Genomic DNA, 19,585 nt, shown 5'->3' with positions numbered 1-19,585 from the left:
GCTCCGGTGAGCGCTGCGCGCCCACCGCCAGAAGCCGGCCGCCAAGGCGGCCTAGTGCGGACTTTCCTTGCCGGGCGCTGCGCGCCAACGGCCAACGAATCACCTATCTTGATTGGGTACAACCTTCGGACCGCTGCGCGCCCCGGCCGATCAACCGCTACCGCAGTGGGGCACGCTGCGCGCACCCCACTGTGGTACGGCTACTACTCCCCCACAGTGAAATTCACATCGAGATACGAGAAATTGTCCCGTAGATGCTGCCGTACATCGTCCAGATCTACGGACTCGTCCGCATCTTCTTGGCTACGCGCCGATCGCGTCATTGTTAATGAAACTGTGACATCCACTTCTACATCGAAATCACGTTCTCGGCCTTCGAACCCCCACTGTTCGCAGAACCTCTCGAACTCGCTGCACAGACTGTTCTCGTCCGCCCATTCGCATGCAGACTCATTCAGCCGCCTGATCCACTCGTGATGGTTCGCACGCTCGGTATTGGCGCTCTCGCGTACGGCCTGCAAGGTCCGTTCGACGGCGGCCCGTTCGTGGATCGGCCGCACGTACTCACCGAACCATGCGGGAGCGACCCCAGGTGACACAGTGACCGGTGAGATGTCACGTGGACGCACCAACCCCGTCCAGCTCTTGTAGGTGTGCTCCACGGCCATCAACGGCTCACGCCACACGACAGCAACGCTTGCATGGGTCTCGGTGGCATTGCGCTCATCGACCGAGAACCATCCTGACGCGGCGATACCGCCGCGTCCATCACTTATCTGCACATAGGTCCCCTCTGCGGGGTATCCCGCAACCAGGGGCTTTGGCAAGGCCTCGAGCACGACGGCCCGGTTCGACCAGTCGGCACCCCCTAGAGACCCATTGTCGAAGGCCACCTCGAGCACGGACGCAACTGGTAACACTGAATCGACGATCGATGTCATGGCAGATTTCAGCCTCTCAATTCGGGTGACGGATGGTCAGTCCGCCGATCAACAGAACGCCTCTGAATCTACCATCGAAACACTTGCACTGGAAGACGTAAGAGTCATCGAAACATGTTGATAAACAGAGCGTTTGGGATCACAACTATCAGCAGGACGCAACCCGGCAGCAGCCGCAATTGTCCCCGACGCACTCGGTGCCGGGGACCGAGTGCGCAGGCGATTTTACCGAGCCTGACAGAATAGGACTGCTCAACTTTCCCTACAGGAGATCGACTGACATGGCACCGAAAAGGCCCGATGAAACGCTGCACCGACTCCGCGACTGGACGCACGGACAACTGTCGGAGCGCCTCGCTGCCCAGATCCTTCTCGCAGACGACTTCAAAAACCTCGACCCCTCTCAGCCGATGGGCGGTCCCGACAATGCCCACGACGCAATAGCCCACCGCGACGGCAAGAAATGGGTCATGGCGGCCTATTTTCCGAACACCAGAAAAACTTTCAGCGCAGTCAAGAAGAAATTTCTGGGAGACGTTGCCGGCGTGGCCACCAACGGTGCCAACGGCATTGTCTTTGTAACCAACCAAGCTCTGACGGTCGGAGAGCGAACCAAACTTTCCAACCTTGCGTCTTGCGATGTCGAGCTCTACCACCTCGAACGGTGCGTAGCGATCCTTGACATGCCCCGCATGGGCCCTGTACGCCGCCAGTTCTATCTCGAAGACGAGAACTCAGACGATCGAGTTAACGGCAACCAGACCGGCGGCGACACCACCGCCCGTTTCATGCTTTCTACCTATGACATGAAGGCAGGCACCGCTCAACACGCCGCAGTTCTCAAGGACGGTCAGTATCCCCTCTACGACCTATCGCTGAGAATCGTCGACATGAATGTCAGTCCCGGCACCGATCTACACCGCCTCGACTGGGGGAACCTCGTCGCGCCGGCCGAGTACTACAACGTGAATATCAGCCTCCCGGACTCGGCGTACTGGAGGATCTTTTTCACCGCACGCAATGGCCAGTGGCATCAAGATCTGATTCTCAAGCGATCGGACCCGGACAGCTGTTGGCTTGCAGCCACCCGCGTCATCGGCCTCCAACAAGCACCCCATCTGCAGCAGCTGGACCTGGAATTCATTCATCGCTTCGGAGCTCCAGAATGGCTCCCTTAATGGCCAACTCGCGCGGTCTGCACCCGCCCGGCCAGCTGTTGAACCGCCAGGGATCGACATTCTGTCGGTCGGTAAAGGACAGGCCGGGGGCCGCCCGATCGCTTCGCACGCCCGTTTTCGTCGGGCTGCACCAGATTCTGCCTTGGGTGCGCCTCCACTCAAATACACAGGGCCGGACAAGCCATAGAGGGCATGATTGATCCTGTGCCGGACTACGACATCAATCAGCTGGGAAGCCGGCCCTTCGAGCAGCTCGTCGTTGCGCTGTGCGTCCGAGCAATCGGGGCCGGGATAGAAGCCTTCGGCGACGGCCCCGACGGAGGCCGCGAAGCGACCTACGCCGGCACGATTGACTGGTCCGCCGGCACAGACGATCACGTGCACGAACACTGGACCGGGTACACCGTATTCCAAGCAAAGTTCCACTACGACCAGGGTGACCCGGCATCGAACCTCGTCTGGTTCAAGAAGCAAATTGACGCCGAATTGCTCCGGTGGGTCGAAGCCATGGACAAAGGGTCGCGTATGCGTCCACCTGACTACATGGTGTTCGCCTCAAATGTCAGATTGTCGAGCAATGGAGTCTCCGGTGGCATCGATCAACTGAACAACTACCTGCTCGGCAGGCTCCACGATGACAAGGACCCCATTCACGGCCTCGGGATTCGCGCCATCCGCATCTGGCACCATGCGCAGATCACCGCGCTAATCGACGGGCACCCGAGTGTCCGCTATGCATTCCCTGCCCTTCTAACGATCGGGGATGTTCTCGCCTGTATCGGTGCCAACACTGCACCAGGAAGCAGTTCTTCCGATCTCGGACCCGCTATGAGACTTCATGCGGCACAATGCCTCCGAAACGAGCACTGGGTTCGATTCTCGGAATCTGGAGCAACAGCAGGCCAACGAGCAAAGCTAGAAGAAGCGGGACGCGACCTGCCAGGACGCTACGAGAGTCCGGACGGACACCCCCACGATGTGCAGACAATTGCGCACATCATCGAGCACGCCGATCAAGTCCTCCGCAGCGGCCTCCAAGACCGCGTACGACGACCGCACTGGGTCATCATCGGCGGACCCGGACAGGGCAAAACAACACTCAGCGCACTGATCGCACAGATCTACCGCAGCGGCCTTCTGTCCCGCGGTGACATGACACCCGAAGTTGCCACAATCACCTCGGCCACGCAGAGCGCGATGGAACGCTCAGGAATCACAAAGCCACGAAACCTCCGTTGGCCCATCCGCATCGACCTCGCACTGTACGCAGACGAACTGTCGTCGGTCCCGGATTTGAGTGTCCTCGGATACCTCTCAAAAGTCATCGGCAACCGCGCCGGTCGCACTCTCAGTCCCGGCGATCTTGAAGGGTGGTTACGCATATGGCCGTGGATCGTCGTACTCGACGGTCTCGACGAGGTGAGCGCAGCTTCCATGCGTCGACTCCTGATCGAACGGATCACCGATTTCATGGAAGCTGCGGACCAGCTCGACGCAGACCTACTGCTGGTCTCCACAACTCGGCCTTTGGGCTACGACGAACGCTTCGATAGCGACTTGTTCACCGAGCTCACGTTGAGTCGCCTCAATTCCACGCAATCGCAACGATTCGGAACCGACCTCGTTCGGTTGAGGCTGGCTGACGACGCCGAAAGACGCGACACCGTCCTACGCAGGCTACGAACCGCGGCCAAAGACCCGAACACAGCACGGCTGATGGAAACCCCACTGCAAGTGACGATCATGTCGTTCATTGTCGAAAGCTTCGGGACCCTACCGCTCGACCGCTACAGCCTCTTCGAGCTGTATTACCGAACCGTCTATCAACGGGAAATTGACAAGCCTGGGGTCCATGGCCTGTCCGCACTGCTCAACGAACATCGACCCGATGTCTTCCATTTGCACTGCCAAGTCGCGCTCGAACTGCACGTGGCCGCCGAAAGCAGCAGCCGCTCGGAAGCAACAATGCCTGCGTCGAGACTCGACGAGATAGTGCGGACCCGACTCATCACCCAGGAGTTCGGTCCCCGAGACGTGAGCTCTATAGCGAGCAGACTGGTCAGGGCTGCCACGCACCGACTGGTTCTACTCGTCCCTACTGACGACCGAGTAGGATTCGAAGTTCGCAGTATGCAAGAACTGATGGGAGCAAACGCGCTGACGATGGGACAAGACACGAAAGTCCTCGCCCTGCTTCAACTCACCGCCCACCACCCCCATTGGCGAAACACATGGCTTTTGGCCGCCGGCCGAATCTTCAAAGAACGCGAACATCTACAAAATGATCTGGTGCAGCTAGTCACCGCCTGCGATCGCCGAAGTGGCGGCCTCCACGAGACGGTCCCAACAGCCCCTATGCTGGCCTGCAACGTCCTCGATGACGGCTTCGCTTCCAGAGCACCCAGTTCCCGAAGGGCCTACATAAGCGCAGCGATAAGTTGCCTCGACAGCTACCCCGGACAGGACTTCAATGGTCTTGCAATAGCACTGTCACACGCGTGCAACAGCGATGACCTGACTCCTGTGTTCACCGAACTGACTGCCGCACTTCGCGGACGGGGCATCCGACAGATCAATGCCTACTTTCTCCTCAGAGCACTTCGGAATAGCAAACAGACTTTTCACAAAGCTGACTTCATCCTTAGAAACAACGAATTACCACCCCAAACGATGCAAGCGGTCACTAAGTGGGCCACCCCCGTCTCGGATAAACGCGCGGCGCACCGAGCTGATGGACCACCCCTAAACGGAATAGCGATCTATGATATCTTGACCGCGGAGCTGGAGACCCAAGATCGATTCGGGCTCAACGACGCTCAGTACCAAAAATTCGACACATTCCTCGTCTCTTTTTCCACTGTAGAAACGTTCGTGGACCACGAGTTCGGAACACTGACCATTTTGATCGACCGAACTACGCCCATAATCCTCAACGGGCTATCCGCCGTCATGGACGACCCAGACACAGAAACCGCCGTGACCCTACTGCTCGACTCGCTACCAGTCGAGCACTGGCCGATCACGGCCACCATTCAACAATTGCTGCGTCCCCTTGTCGCTCGCAGACCTGTCGGTCCTGCCGTTATCGACGAGTTCGGGGCCGATTTCCCAGCAGCCACACAGATATGAACATCGACAGCACGTGCGACATACACTTCGACTCGTATCCACGAGGTACTCTCTCGATCATGACACTCATCCAGTCACTGGATCAGGCCAACTCCAAAACTGAGGTCGATAGCGGACTCACTGCAGGAGAACGCCGTCGAGCTCATGCATAAGGATCGGTGAAGCGCGTGGGCATAGAGGACAATATCCATGGTCTCGATGACGCCGAGCGGGCCCGCTTGAAGATGGTTCGCGAGCGGGAGTCTCGAGAAGAAGCCGAGGGCTGGCTGGCTGTCACTGAGTTCGTGAGATTGGCACAGGAGTACGGGGTTTCGCCTCGCCCGGTGCCGGCCCTAGGCCCCTATATCGATGCTGATTTCTTGAATCGGACGTGCTGGAACGGTCGCCAGATCTTCGAGTCATCGGTCATCGGTTGGTCGTTCATGCAGATGCGCGATCCGCACGCAGTCGGTGTCGACGGCACCCTCTACCGGGTTCGTCAGGACGTTCGACGCAGGCGGATGGCCCTATTCGGCGTGGGGTCGATTCGACCCGCTGAGATCGCACCGATTGCGGTCGAGTCGTATCCGCTCGGACATCTGTCCAGCAGCAACTCATATGACGAGTCCGGGGGTTGGACGTTGATCGAGTACATGACAGGTTTCCTGCGCACCAGTCGCAACCTCTCGACTTAGTCTTGAAACCCGTACGCGCAGCCACCCGGCTCGCCCAGTTTCCTTCTCTGGGCGGGCCGGGTGGGTGTCCGTGTTCACGATGCGCGTTGCGGCGACCTCCGATGCAGGACAATGCATGTGATAGCAGTGACGGCCATGACCGTGGCTCCGATCCACGCCGCGACGGTATACGCGCCGTCGTTGGGGAACTCACCGGTCGTGCCGGCCGCGAGCATGAGTCCGCCGGTAGCGCTGCCGAGGGAGAATCCGACGCTGCGAACGACTTGGTTGACGCTCATTGCACTCGATGTCTCGTCTTTAGGGGTGACAGCGAGGATGACGCCGGGCATCGCCGAGGAGAAGCTACCCACGCCGAAGCCCAGGATGGCCATTGCAACCAATAGCTCGACGATGTTCGTGCGTGCCGTCGCAAAGATCACGAACGATATGAGAACAATCACCGCGCTGGCCGCGAGAACCAAAGGGGCACCGATGCGTTCACGTGCCCGCGGTGTCACTTTGCCCGCGACGAATCCGAGCGCGGAAAATGGCACGAGGACGAGTCCGGCGACGAAAGTGGTCAGGCCGAATCCGTATCCAGTGCTGCTGGGGGTTTGTGCGTAGCGAGTGATCAGGGTGAGCAAGAGGTACATGCCGATGCCGCCGATGAACATTGCGACGTTCGCTCCCGCGACTGCCGGGTGCCGTAGCAATCGAATGTCGACCAGGGGTTCTCTGGTGCGACGTTCGATCAGTGTCCATCCGGCGAGGAGCACGATTGCCATCACTGCGAGTACCAGGGCACCGGTGAGGTGACTTTCCCACAGGCTGGTCTCGCTGGCGAGAAACAGCACCAGAAACAGCGCTGCGGCCAGCAGTGCTGCGCCGGGCAGGTCCACGTGAGCCGACCGGCCAGCGGGTGAGGCCGGGATGCTGCGATAGGCAGCCAGGAACGCGATCACGGTCACGACCACCCCGAGTCCGTATGCAGCTCGAAGGCCGCCGACCTCGACGAGAAGGCCGGCCAGTGGATAACCGATGCCGATGCCGATGGTCGACGCGACGGAGACCAAGGCGATGGTGGAGGCCGATTTTTCTTTGGGGAGGTGATCGCGGGCGACGCCCATCATGAGGGCGGTCAGGCCGAGACCGACTCCCTGTGCGGTGCGTCCGACGAGCAGCCATGCGAACGGCAGTGGGATCACGGTGAGGACACTGCCGGTCACCACGACGGCGAGGGTCGCGAGGATGGTTGCTCGTCTGTGGGGGCCTGCACCGAGTCGTCCGAGGACAGGGGTCGCGATGGCTCCGGCCAGCAACGTGATGGTCAGAGTCCACTGGGCGCTGGCAAGTGATACGTGCAGTGTGGTGGCGACACTGGTGATCAGTGGTGCCCCGAGGCTTCCTACCGCGGCGACCACGAGCGCTATGAACACCAACGATGGAACCAGCAGCTTCGGCGGTTGGGACTCGTGAGTGACCGCGTCGGCGCTCATCGGTTGGTCTCGCTGGTGATGTGATCGAACAGACCGGACTGAATGCGTGTTCGCACGCCTTCGGACCATGGCTCCTCCAATTCGGATACCTGCAGGGCAGCGGCATTGTTCAGGAGCATCCCGAAGGCCAGGAAGGCCTTGATGGTGACGGCGTCGAGCCCGGTGATGTCGGCGACGGTCTTCCACATGCGCCCGAAACTGTTCCGGACCGCGTCGCGGACTTCGGGGTCGCCGCACGCGGCGAACCCCTGTAGCTGGAGCAGCAGCGCGCTGCGATCGGTCAGCATGTCGTTGTATCGGGCACCCATCAGGGCCAGTGCGTCCTGCCCGGTCGCGTCGCCGGCGGCTTCGCGCATGCCCTCGGTGAGCCGTTCGAACGACGCGGTCATGACCTCGAGGAACAGTGCTTTCTTGGTGCCGAATATTCGGAAGATGTAGGCCTGGGTGATTCCGGCCCGCCGGGCGATCGACTCTGTCGATGCTCCGTGTAGTCCACCGTTTGCGAATTCGTCTGCGGCCATCTGCAGAACCTGCTGTCTCCGGTCCGCGCCGCTCATTTTCCGCTGTTGGTCCATGCCACCGATCCTAACTTTTACAAATTAGTAATGACTAACTACTTACACTTAGCCGGAGTAACTTGTACAGTGCCATTGATCACACAGCCTCGCTTCCCGAATCGCTCGACATCCACGCCCTGGAGCTGGTACTCGGCTTCAGGCCTGATTTGGTCGGAGACACACCTTGAGCAGTAGCGACTCATCGATGCAGCCTGGATCGCAATGCCCGTACACCGGAACTGAGCAAACGCACGACGGCCCGCCCACCCGAGCGGTACCGGTCGCACCCGGTAAGTGGCCCATGCTCGGCCACATATTTCCGCTGATGCGCAACCCCTTCGACTTCTTCGCCGACCTGCGCGCGCAAAGCGACATGGTTCAGATTTTCATCGGCAAGCGTCCGATCTACTTCTTCACCACCGCACGGCTGGCCCACCACGTCCTCGTGAAAGACGCCCGCTCGTTCGGCAAAGGAATGGTGTGGGAAGCCGTACATCCATTGAGCGGCAACGGTTTACTGGCCTCTGACCGCGCGCTACACCGGCGGCAGCGTCGCTTGATCCAGCCCCTGTTCCACAAGCAGATGATTGCCTCGTACGCCAAGATCATGACCGCCGAATCCCATGCCCTCGCCGAATCCTGGGTTCCCGGACAGCGAGTCATCGTGCAAAAAGCAATGGTAGAGCTCACGCTGACCACCATCGCGCGATCGATGTTCACCGGAAGCCTACCCAAAGACGTTGTGCAAGAGATTATTCGATCGTTACCGATCTTCACCTACGGCATGGTCGCCCGCACAGTCCTGCCGTCCTGGTTGTGCAAGGCGTCGGGATTCGACAGGCGATTCATGGGCGCAGCCGACCGCCTGCGCGGAGCAGTCGATCACGTCGTGCGCACCGACCAGAGCGGAGACGGCGCAGATCTGCTCTCCCACCTTCGCGCTGCCCGAGATCCCGACACCGGCGAGGCGATGAGCGAAGACCTCATCCGAGACGAACTGGTGTCGATCATGATGGCGGGCACGGAAACAACCGCAGCGACGCTGACGTGGGCATTCCATGAGATTGCCCAACACCCGGACGTCGAACGCACACTCCGTACCGAGTTGCGCACAGTGCTCGACGGCCGGCCGGCCGAGTTCACCGACATCGACGACCTCACCTACACCCGCGCCGTGGTGAACGAAGTGCTTCGTCGATATTCACTGCTGATGCTCTTCCGCCGCGCCGAGACCGATGTCGTCATCGACGGGGTCGAGCTCCCCGCAGGCGCGGACATCATGTTCAGCCAGATCGACCTGCACCGCGACGGATCCGCCTTCACCGACCCGGATTCCTTTCGTCCGGAGCGGTGGCTCGTCGACCGCGACCAGCTACCCGACCGCACCGCCTTCCTCCCGTTCGGCGAGGGCAATCGCCGGTGCATAGGCGAGTCCTACGCCCAGGCCAAAGCGGTCATTGCACTGGCAACGATCCTCGGACGGTGGCGACTGATTCCGGCTCCCCGCCACACCGTGCGCCGCGTCGCGGCGGCGATGCCACGCCCGAACAGCCTCCCCATGATCGTCACCCCCGTCACCTCGGACAGAAGCGAGCTCAACCATGTCTGATCTCACCGTGCAGCACGCTACCAACAGCCCCGACCGACACGCAGCCACCGTAGACCCCATCGCCATTGTCGGAATCGGCTGCCGGTTCCCCGGCGGTGTCGATTCCCCCGACGCACTGTGGAATCTTCTGGCCAGTGGCGGCGATGCCGTGAGCGAGGTCCCGCCCGAACGCTGGGCCGCCGACGACGTCTACGACGCGCAGCCCGGCGTCCTCGGTCGCACCGTCTCTCGATGGGGCGGCTTTCTCGACAACATCGGTGGCTTCGATACCACGGCCTTCGGCATCACCGAATACGAAGCCGAAGCGATGGACCCGCAGCACCGTCTACTGACCCAAATGTCCTGGGAAGCACTCGAACACGCAGGCATCGCTCCGGGCTCACTCAAAGACTCGCAGACCGGTGTCTTTTTCGGTCTCGCCCACCACGACTATCTATTGCGCACCTTCGACGATTCGTTGGTCGACAACCCGTACGTCATGACCGGCAATGCCCATTCTGTGGGAGCAGGTCGCGTGTCCTACCTCCTCGGGCTTCACGGCCCCTCGGTTGCGGTGGACACCGCATGCTCATCGGGGCTGCTGTCGGTGCACCTGGGATGCCAGAGCCTGCGTTCTGGAGAAACCGATCTCGTCCTGGCCGGCGCGGCCATGCTGCAGCTCGGTCCCGAGGTCGGCGTGCTGTTTTCGCAGTGGTCGATGCTCTCACCCAACGGACGATGCGCGGCATTCGACGCTGCGGCAGACGGATTCGTACGCAGCGAAGGGTGCGCGGTGATCGCCCTCAAACGCCTCGACGACGCCGAGCGCGACGGTGACCGTGTCCTGGCGGTCATACGTGGGTCGGCGGCGAACTCCGATGGCCGATCCGACAACATCGTCGTCCCATCCGCCTCAGCTCAAGAAGCCGTGCAGCGCAGTGCACTCCGTGTGGCGGGCGTAGACCCGTCAGATGTCGAGTTCGTCGAAGCGCACGGCCCGGGAACCCCCACGGGCGATCCGGTCGAATTCCAAGCCTTGTCTGCCGTCTACGGAAACGGCGACACACCATGCGCTCTCGGGTCGGTGAAGACCAATATCGGGCACACCGAGTCGGTATCGGGTCTCGCAGGGCTGATCAAGACCGTGATGTCGTTGCGCAACAAGCAGATTCCAGGAAATCTGCACTTCACGTCATGGAATCCCGACATATCCTCCGAAGACACCCGCTTGTACGTTCCGACCGAGCTGACAGAATGGGACAACCCGGGATCACCTCGGCTGGCCGCAGTCTCGTCATACGGGTTCAGCGGAACCAACGTTCACGTCGTTGTCGGAGAAGCTGCAGCGACGGCACCCAGCGCAGACGAACCCGCAGACAGTACGACAGCCCAGCCGATCTTGCTCTCGGCCAGCACACCCCAGGCCCTGGCACAGACAGCCGGCCGCGTGGCGCAGTGGTTGACGGGCCCCGGCGCTCACGCTTCGCTCACCGACATCGGCACCACGCTCGCACGCCACCGCGAACATCGCACCGAACGTCTTGTCGCACTTGCGGCCTCACATGAGGAACTGACCGACCAACTGCGCAGCATTGCAGCCTTGCAACCCGCGACGGGTGTGGTCAGTGCTGCCATCGGCAGCCACGGCGGCGCACCGGTGTGGGTGTTCTCCGGGCAAGGGTCTCAATGGGCGGGAATGGGGCGCGAACTGCTCTCCACCGAACCGGCGTTCGCAGCCATGATCGATGAACTCGAGCCGCTCATCGCGCGCGAAGCAGGGTTTTCGGTACGTGGTGAACTCGTGGCCGACGAGACCGTGACCGGGATCGAGAAGATCCAGCCGACCATCTTCGCCGTGCAAGTTGCTCTCGCGGCGGCGTGGCGCTCACGTGGCGTGGAGCCAGCCGCGGTCATCGGCCACTCGCTCGGCGAAGCCGCGGCTTCCGTTGTCGCCGGCGCGCTCACCCTCGACGACGGCGTCAAGGTGATCTGCCGGCGTTCCCAATTGGTCACCCGGATCGCCGGCGGCGGCGCGATGGCCACAATCGAGCTACCCCACCTGCAGGTCGCCGCTGAGCTCGAGGCCGCCGGAATCGACGACGTCACCGTCGCGGTCATCGTGTCCCCCACTTCCACCGTGGTTGCGGGAGACCCCGCCCGGGTCAAGCAATTGGTCACCGAGTGGGACGCGCGCGATCTTCATGCGCGAACCATTGCCGTCGACTATGCATCCCACTCACCGCACGTGGACTCGATTCTCGACGATGTCGCGCTACAGCTCGAATGCCTCGCCCCCGACGCCGCGAAGATTCCGGTCTACAGCACTGTGCTCGAAGATCCGAGAAAACCCGCGGCCTTCGATGCCGGGTACTGGGTCGACAACCTCAGGCGGCCGGTGCGTTTCGCAGATGCCGTGACTGCCGCGGTGCTGGACGGGCACCGAATTTTCGTCGAGCTCTCACCACATCCACTCCTGACCTACGCCATCACCGAGACCGCGACATCGATCGGTCGAGATGCCACCGCTATCGGAACGCTGCGCCGCGACGGAGACCAGTCACTGGGCCTGCTCCCCCAGTTGTCGGACCTGCACTGCAGCGGCGTCACCGTCGACTGGGAGCGCGTATACCCCTCTGGTCAGCTGGTCGACGTTCCACTTCCCACCTGGGCAGGAGAAGATCTCGGCGTCCTGGCCCTGCACGTGAAAAAGCCCGGAGCCAGCGTCGACGCTCATCCGCTGCTCGGCGTCCACATGACACCGATAGACGCCGATGACGAGCACCGATGGCAGGCCACCATGAGTGGCCGCGATCTGCAGTACCTCGACGATCATCAGGTCCATGATCAGCCAGCACTGCCCGGTGCGAGCTACTGCGAGATGGGGCTTGTCGCCGCACAGTCGGTCTTCGCAGCCGACCTGGGCAGCGTCGAGATAACCGATCTCGTCATCCACGAGATGCTTCACCTCCACGAGAACACTGTGGTGTCCTCTCGCACCCGGCCCGAGGGACACGAATCGGTTCGGTTCGAGTCACTGACCCGCCACGACGGCGATGCATCGACCCTCCTTGCCAGCGGCACACTCCGAATCAGGCCACCCGTCGAACCCGAGCGTCTCGACGTTGCCGAGTTGTTGGCCTCCCATCCGACGCCTCTGGACACCAAAGACGCCTACGCCAAGTTCCACGGGGCTGGCGTACACCACGGAGCCGCGTTCGCAGCGATGACCGCGCTGCACCTGTCCGACGACACCGGTACAGCGCAGACCGTCTTCGCTGAAGTGTCGCTTCCCGCCACCGCGCGAAGCCAAGTCGACGCGTACTCCCTACACCCCGTTCTGATGGATGGCTGCCTTCAGACCTTGGCGTCTCACCCGGCCCTCATCCGCGACGCCTTCCCCACCGGAGTTGGTTCGCTGCGGGTACACCGCAACCCCCACCACGCTCGCTACTGCCTTGCTCAACTGCACCATCTCGACGAACAGCTCGCGATCGGCGGCATAACACTGCTCGACGAGGACGGCACCGTCGTCGCCGAAGCCACCGGCGTGCGGCTGGCCACCGCAGACCGGCGACTGGCCGAACGACTCCTCACCGTCGAGTGGGAACGCGCCGACCTCCCCGCGCCCCAAACACAGGCCGGGCGATGGCTCGTCCTCACCGAAGCAAGCACCACTGACCCACTGACCGTCGACCTCGCAGCCGCGCTGGGCAACGACATCGATATTCGCGCCTTTCACACCGACTCCGACGCACTCGACGCCGACCTAGCGGCGCATCCTCCGCATCAGGTGGTGGTGCTCTGCGCCCCACCGACCAACACCGCAGACCACGACACTGCGCAGCGCGCCCAAGACCGCATCCGACAGCTCATCGAGCTCGTTCGCGTCCTCGTCGAACGTACCGACACACACCGGCCGCGATTGTGGGTGGTGACCCATGATGCTCAGAGGGTCGGCTCCGGCGACGGCCGCAACCTCGAGCAGACTGCGGTACGCGGCCTGTGCCGAGTGATCGGTCACGAACACCCCGAGCTCGGTATCCGTCACCTCGATGTGTCATCCCCTGCCGAGCCCACACTGGTGGCCCAGATCCTCCTCGCCGACGACGACGCAGACGAGATCGCATTACGCGACGGCGAACTCTTCCTGGCGCGGCTGAAAGTGGCCCCGCTGCGCGATAACGAGCGCCGACACCGCCCCATTCGTTTCGGGCGTGATCGCTACGCGCTCGCTCCCCAACACGCCGGCGACCTCGGCAGCCTCGAACTGGTCGCAACCACCGCCCGTCCGCCCGCGGCCGACGAGATCGAGATCGCAGTCGAGGCACTCGGCGTGAACTACGCCGACGTCCTCAACGCGATGGGTCTGTACAAGACCGTCGACGGCGCACCGATGCCCTTCGGATTCGACTGCGCCGGAACAGTTGTCTCCACCGGATCATCGGTCACCACATTCCGACCCGGCGATCGCGTGGCCGCAATGCATCCAGGCGTCTTCGAGTCTTTCGCAGTGGTCCCCGCATGCAAAGTCAACCGACTTCCCGACGACGTCACGTTCGCTGCTGCAGCTGCGCGGCCCAGCGTGTTCGCCACTGCGTGGTACGGGCTTCATCGGCTGAGCAGGATTCGTCCCGGTGAGCGGGTATTGATCCACTCGGCGACCGGCGGAGTGGGGCTCGCAGCGATCGCGGTTGCTCGACACCTCGGCGCAACCATCTATGCCACCGCAGGTACCGCCGCCAAGCGGCAGTACCTGCGCGACATGGGCATCGAACGTGTCTTCAATTCTCGATCGACCGCGTTCGCCGAGCAGATCCGAGACGTCACCGGCGGCGAGGGCGTCGACGTTGTACTCAACTCGCTCACCGGCGCCGCGCAACGAGCTGGTTTGGACCTGCTGCGCATCGGCGGCCGATTCGTCGAGCTCGGCAAGAAGGACATCTACGCCGACTCCAAGATCGGGCTGTTCCCGTTCCGTCGCAACATCTCTCTGCACAGTGTCGACTTGGGCGTTCTGCCCTACGACGAACTCGGCGATGTCCTCCGCGAAGTACACGAACTGCTCGCCTCGGGCGCTCTCACCCCGACCCCGCACACCACCTATCCGCTCAGCGATGCCAGCACCGCGTTCCGCACCCTGGCTGCGGGAGATCACATCGGCAAGCTCGTTCTGACCGTTCCACAGGACGGTGAGGGGCACGCAGCGATCCGCCCCGACGACGTACCGGTGATCCGCGCCGACGGCTCCTACGTGGTCACCGGCGGTTTGGGCGGTCTCGGCCTCATCCTTGCGCGGTGGTTCGCCGAACACGGTGCCGGACGGGTCGTCTTGAACGGCCGATCCGCGCCCTCGGTCGAGGCGATGGCACTCATCGACGAGTTGCGTTCGGGTGGAACCGATATCGAGATCGTTCGCGGAGACATCGCGATCGGGGACACGGCCACGGACCTGGTCCGTGCTGCCACCGCCACCGGACTGCCGCTGCGAGGGGTCATTCATGCAGCAGCAGTTGTCGACGACGCCGCGATCACCACGGTCGACGATGCGTTGATGGAGCGCGTGTGGGCACCGAAGGTGCACGGCGCGTTGAAGATGCACGAGGCGTGTGCGCACAGTGAACTCGACTGGTGGTTCGGATTCTCCTCGGCCTCGGCACTCGTGGGTTTCGCGGGTCAGGCATGCTATGCCTCGGCGAACGCACTGCTCGACGGCCTCACGATGTGGCGGCGGGACCACGGCTTGCCAGCTCTGAGTGTCAACTGGGGAGCGTGGGCCGAGTACGGGCGCGGCACGATGTTCGCCGACCGCGGGAACGCCATGATCGACCCCGACGAGGGCCTCCACGCGTGCGATGCGCTCCTACGCTACGACCGGCCGCGCGCGGGTTACCTCCCGATCCTCGACCCCGGGTGGCAGTCGATGCTCGCAGACAAACTTCGCACCTCGTCGTTCTTCGCGGCCATCCCTGCCGATCGAGGCGCAGAACGCGGGATCGACCTGACCGCATCTACCTCGTTGGCAGAACTGCAGAATCTCGAACCCCCAGCGCAGCAACGATTTTTGGAGAGCATCCTCACCGCACACGCCGCGGAGATTCTGCGCGTCGACGCTGCTGCACTCGACCCGGACCGATCTCTGGGCGACCACGGCCTCGACTCTCTGATGGCGCTCGAACTCAGCACCCGGATCAACCGGGAATTCGACATTCGGGTCACACCCAAACAGATGCGCCAAGACTCCAGCCCCGCGGCGCTCGCCCTGCACATCGCAGCACAACTCAACCTCGAGGCGGTGCAGTAATGGACACTCCACAATCCCAACGCGACACCGATCGCACCCGCCCCCACATCGTGCACGCCGCAAGTGGGATCATCAGCCTGCTGGTGTTGGCGTCGACGATCTTCGTGTTGGCACCGATCCCGCCTTTCGGCTCACCGGAGGACGAGGTGGTGACTTTCTACGCCACCCACACCACCAGCGGATACATCTACCAGTTCGTCGCAGGCATCGCGTTGATGGCCGCCCTGTGGTTCCTGTGCTATCTGTACGTGCGGTTTCGGCGGGAAGTACCGCACAGTCCGCTGCCGATGCTGATGATGGCGGCCGGCACGGCGTGGGTGGGGTTCGCCACGGTCTATCTCGGTCTGTTCCAAATCTTCTCGGGCTGGGCCGCCGACCCGGACTCCCACGCACTACTGCACGCATTTTCCGATGCCTACGTACTGGGCTTCATGTTCAGTGCCGTCCCGGCCGCTGTCATCGTCGTGTCCGCAGCCCTGTGCACCACCGCCGCCGCAGGATGGCCCGGATTTCTCAAACCACTCTCGGCGATCGTCGTCGTGGTGCAGATTTTGGGCTGCGTTCCGCTCCTGGCACCCGAGAGCCCCATCAAGGCGGGAGGTTTCATCACCTATGCCAGTGTGTTCGCTGTCATTGTCTGGATTGCTGCGGCGAGCGTCGCGGCAGTTCGCAGCGAACGCGCGCCGTCATCGGAGATGCCATATCAGCAGACCGTGAACACGAGCACGGAGCGATGACATGGACGAGCATGTCGATGTTCTGATCGTGGGTGCGGGGCTCGCAGGACTGCAGATGTTGCACGAAGTACGCACGATCGGCCTGACCGTCCGCGTGTACGAGGCAGGAGGTGATGCCGGCGGCACCTGGTATTGGAACCGATATCCCGGTGCGCGCTGCGATGTGGAGAGCCTGGAGTACTCGTATCAATTCTCCGATGAGCTGCAACAAGATTGGGAATGGACACGGCGATACGCCGACCAAGCTGAAATCATGCGCTACATCGAGCACGTGATGGATCGCTTCGACCTCGAACGCGACATCGAGTTCCACACGCGCGTACAACAAATGGTCTACTCCGACGCCACCGCCTCCTGGACCGTCCGGACCGATACCGGACACGAAATCATCGCCCGGTACGTCATCACCGCGACAGGTTGCCTGTCCGAACCCAACGTGCCCGAGATCCCCGGCCTGGACTCATTCGCAGGCGACATCCTGCACACCGGACGGTGGCCCCACCATCACGTGGCACTCGGAGGCAAACGAGTCGGTGTGATCGGGACCGGTTCGTCTGGGGTACAAGCCATCCCCCTGATCGCCCGAGACGCTCGTCAGCTCACCGTCTTTCAACGCACCCCTGCTTACACCTTGCCCGCAGGCGACGAACCGCTCGACCCTCAGCTCCAAGCCGCAATCAAGGCCGACTACGCGGGATTTCGTGCACGCAACAACACAGTTCCCACAGCCGGATTGTCCCGGTTTCCTACCAACCCGAACTCGGTGTTCCATTTCTCGAAGACAGAGCGTGAAGCACAGTTCGAGCACCTGTGGAACAGGGGTGGGCCGCTGCTCCTACGCTCCTTCGGAGATCTCCTCGTCGACCCTGCGGCAAACGAGGTCGTCGCCGACTTCGTCCGCACCAAGATCCGCTCGACCGTGGCCGATCCTGCAGTCTCTGCAACCCTCACCCCTCGCCACGTCATGGGATGCAAACGAATCTGCCTCGGCGACGGCTACTACGAAACGTTCAACCGTCCCAATGTCGACCTCGTCGACATTGCATCCCACCCGATCACCGAGATCACACCGACCGCCTTACGGACGACACACAGTTCGCACGACTTGGACATCCTCGTGTTCGCCACCGGCTACGACGCCATCACCGGCGCTCTCACACGCATAGACATCCGCGGCCGCGGCGGTCGAACGCTGCGCCAGGCGTGGTCGGAGGGCCCCCGCAGCTACCTGGGCCTGGCCACCTCCGGCTTTCCCAACCTGTTCACCATGACCGGCCCCGGTAGCCCGTCCGTCCTGGCCAACGTGCTGGTGGCAATTCATCAACACGCAACCTGGATCAGAACCTGTCTGCAACACCTCACCGACCATCACATCCACAGCATCGAAGCCACACCACAGGCCGAACACGACTGGGGTCGACACGTCACCGACGTCGCCGCCGGAACTCTCCTCTCCTCGTGTGGCTCGTGGTACCTCGGGGCGAACATCCCCGGCAAGAAAAGGGTCTTCATGCCCCTCATCGGGTTCCCCGATTACGCCGCCCGCTGCGAGCAAGTAACCGCAGACGGTTACCCCGGCTTTCAACTTCTCCCACAACCGGTCTCGGCCGCCACACGCCCCTAGGAGCCCCCGTCATGCCGAACAGCACCGTCCCAAACATCGACTTCGACCACCACTCACCCGAATACTCAGCAGACCCGTGGGCAGTCAACACCGCCATGACCCAAAAGTGCCCGGTAGCCCACAGCTCCCACTACGGTGGCTTCTACGTGGTCAGCGGCTACGAGCAGGTCGCCTCAGTCGCACGTCGACCGGAAGTGTTCTCCTCGGCCCACGAGCTACCCAACACGCCAGGGCGACCGCAAGGAACGATCATCCCCGCGTCGACGTTTCGTGCCCTACCACTGGAAATGGACCCACCCGAGTATCTGGACTGGCGAAAAGCACTGAACACCTACTTTTCTCCCACCTCTGCAAAACGGCTCCGCCCACGGATCGAGGCCTACACGACGTGGTGCATCGACCAAGCCATCGAATCAGGCGAGATCGACCTCGTGATGGATCTCGCCAATGCCGTGCCGGCTCTGCTCACCCTCGACATCGTGGGCCTGTCGATGGACAACTGGCGCATCTACGCCGAGGCCGTGCATGCCCTGGCCTACACCCCATCCGACACCCCGGAATACAAGACGGTCGAAACCGGCTTCGCGATGCTCATCGGCGAAGTAATCAAGACCATTCCCCTCCGCCGTGCCCATCCCCGCAACGACCTCATCAGCTTCCTGACCCAGATGGAGATCGGCGGTGAGAACATCAGCGACGCAGACATCATCGCCGTCTGCAACGCCATGATCGCCGGCGGTATGGACACCACCACCGCCCTGCTCTCGTCGACGTTCGAGTACCTGGACCGCAACACCGATGATCGAGCACGACTGATCGATCACCCGGACGACCTACCGAAAGCATGCGGAGAGCTCCTGCGCTATTTCACCCCTGTTGTCTGTGTCGGACGAACAGCCACCGAAGAGGCACAGATCGACGGAGCCACCGTCGAACCCGGCGAACGAGTCCTGATCTCCTGGGCAGCAGCCAACCTCGACGAAAAGGTCTTCCCCGACCCCCTCACCATCGACTTCGACCGTGACACACGCAAACATGCAGCGTTCGGACTCGGACTGCACCGATGCATCGGCCGCCACATCGCGCAAATCGACTTCGAGGTCGTCGTCGGCCAAGTTCTCGACCGACTCCCCGGCTACCGCCTTGTCGACAATGCCGCCGTTCGATACCCCACGGTCGGTCAGATCAACGGTTTCGTGACAATGCCCGCACAGTTTGCCCCAGGGCCGCGAAAAGGCCCGCGATTCGACACCGCGAACGAACTGTTCGACAGCTTCGGAGACCAGTGATGCGCGCCCCGCACCGCCCAGAAGGGGACGCGACCGACAACGCACCGCACGACGCGAAGCGCACAGACACCCTGCCCACCTACCCCGCCCCC

At 62.3% G+C, this 19,585-nt stretch carries 11 protein-coding genes; 8 read left to right on the top strand and 3 right to left on the bottom strand.

Features of this window, described 5'->3' with window-relative positions; translation table 11 throughout:
- Positions 1 to 203 precede the first annotated feature (203 nt).
- Positions 204 to 941 carry a hypothetical protein gene (locus CH289_RS27730; RefSeq protein WP_141214626.1) on the bottom strand — a complete coding sequence of 246 codons (738 nt, stop codon included), beginning with the start codon at positions 939 to 941 and terminating at the stop codon, positions 204 to 206.
- Positions 942 to 1,222: 281 nt separating this feature from the next.
- Here CH289_RS27730 and CH289_RS27725 point away from each other — a divergent pair, with 281 nt between their 5' ends.
- From CH289_RS27725 to CH289_RS28115, 3 genes are all read left to right on the top strand, one after another.
- Positions 1,223 to 2,119 (top strand): hypothetical protein, encoded by an 897-nt coding sequence (locus CH289_RS27725; protein WP_032364853.1) that lies wholly within the window; start codon positions 1,223 to 1,225, stop codon positions 2,117 to 2,119.
- Positions 2,120 to 2,311: 192 nt separating this feature from the next.
- A complete protein-coding gene (locus CH289_RS27720) occupies positions 2,312 to 5,248 on the top strand; it encodes an NACHT domain-containing protein (RefSeq protein ID WP_032394243.1) in 2,937 nt (978 codons plus the stop codon).
- 158 nt (positions 5,249 to 5,406) lie between these two features.
- Positions 5,407 to 5,922: a hypothetical protein gene (locus tag CH289_RS28115; protein WP_141215918.1), complete on the top strand. Its 516-nt coding sequence runs from the start codon at positions 5,407 to 5,409 to the stop codon at positions 5,920 to 5,922.
- Positions 5,923 to 5,996: 74 nt separating this feature from the next.
- On the opposite strand, the gene CH289_RS27710 is transcribed toward CH289_RS28115, so the two are convergent.
- Together CH289_RS27710 and CH289_RS27705 are read right to left on the bottom strand one after the other, a co-directional pair.
- A complete protein-coding gene (locus CH289_RS27710) occupies positions 5,997 to 7,397 on the bottom strand; it encodes an MFS transporter (RefSeq protein ID WP_032364850.1) in 1,401 nt (466 codons plus the stop codon).
- A complete protein-coding gene (locus tag CH289_RS27705; protein ID WP_230591897.1) occupies positions 7,394 to 7,972 on the bottom strand; it encodes a TetR/AcrR family transcriptional regulator in 579 nt (192 codons plus the stop codon). Before CH289_RS27705 ends, CH289_RS27710 begins: the two co-directional genes overlap by 4 nt.
- 187 nt (positions 7,973 to 8,159) lie before the next feature.
- On the opposite strand from CH289_RS27705, the gene CH289_RS27700 reads away from it, so the two are divergent.
- Genes CH289_RS27700 through CH289_RS27680 form a run of 5 tightly spaced genes read left to right on the top strand, consistent with a single transcriptional unit; the run spans position 8,160 to position 19,493 of the window.
- A complete protein-coding gene (locus CH289_RS27700) occupies positions 8,160 to 9,563 on the top strand; it encodes a cytochrome P450 (protein WP_230596631.1) in 1,404 nt (467 codons plus the stop codon).
- Positions 9,556 to 15,843, top strand: a complete 6,288-nt coding sequence (locus tag CH289_RS27695) for a type I polyketide synthase (RefSeq protein ID WP_052049305.1) — start codon at positions 9,556 to 9,558, stop codon at positions 15,841 to 15,843. The genes CH289_RS27700 and CH289_RS27695 overlap by 8 nt, the downstream gene beginning before the upstream one ends.
- Positions 15,843 to 16,580, top strand: a complete 738-nt coding sequence (locus CH289_RS27690; RefSeq protein WP_052049304.1) for a hypothetical protein — start codon at positions 15,843 to 15,845, stop codon at positions 16,578 to 16,580. Before CH289_RS27695 ends, CH289_RS27690 begins: the two co-directional genes overlap by 1 nt.
- A gap of 1 nt (position 16,581) precedes the next feature.
- Positions 16,582 to 18,204: a flavin-containing monooxygenase gene (locus tag CH289_RS27685; RefSeq protein WP_032364848.1), complete on the top strand. Its 1,623-nt coding sequence runs from the start codon at positions 16,582 to 16,584 to the stop codon at positions 18,202 to 18,204.
- 11 nt (positions 18,205 to 18,215) lie between these two features.
- Positions 18,216 to 19,493 carry a cytochrome P450 gene (locus tag CH289_RS27680; RefSeq protein WP_032364847.1) on the top strand — a complete coding sequence of 426 codons (1,278 nt, stop codon included), beginning with the start codon at positions 18,216 to 18,218 and terminating at the stop codon, positions 19,491 to 19,493.
- Positions 19,494 to 19,585 lie beyond the last annotated feature (92 nt).

This window comes from Rhodococcus sp. RS1C4, from assembly GCF_002258225.1.
GTDB classification, from domain to species: domain Bacteria; phylum Actinomycetota; class Actinomycetes; order Mycobacteriales; family Mycobacteriaceae; genus Rhodococcoides; species Rhodococcoides fascians_E.
This window is presented reverse-complemented; position numbering and strand designations above follow the sequence as displayed.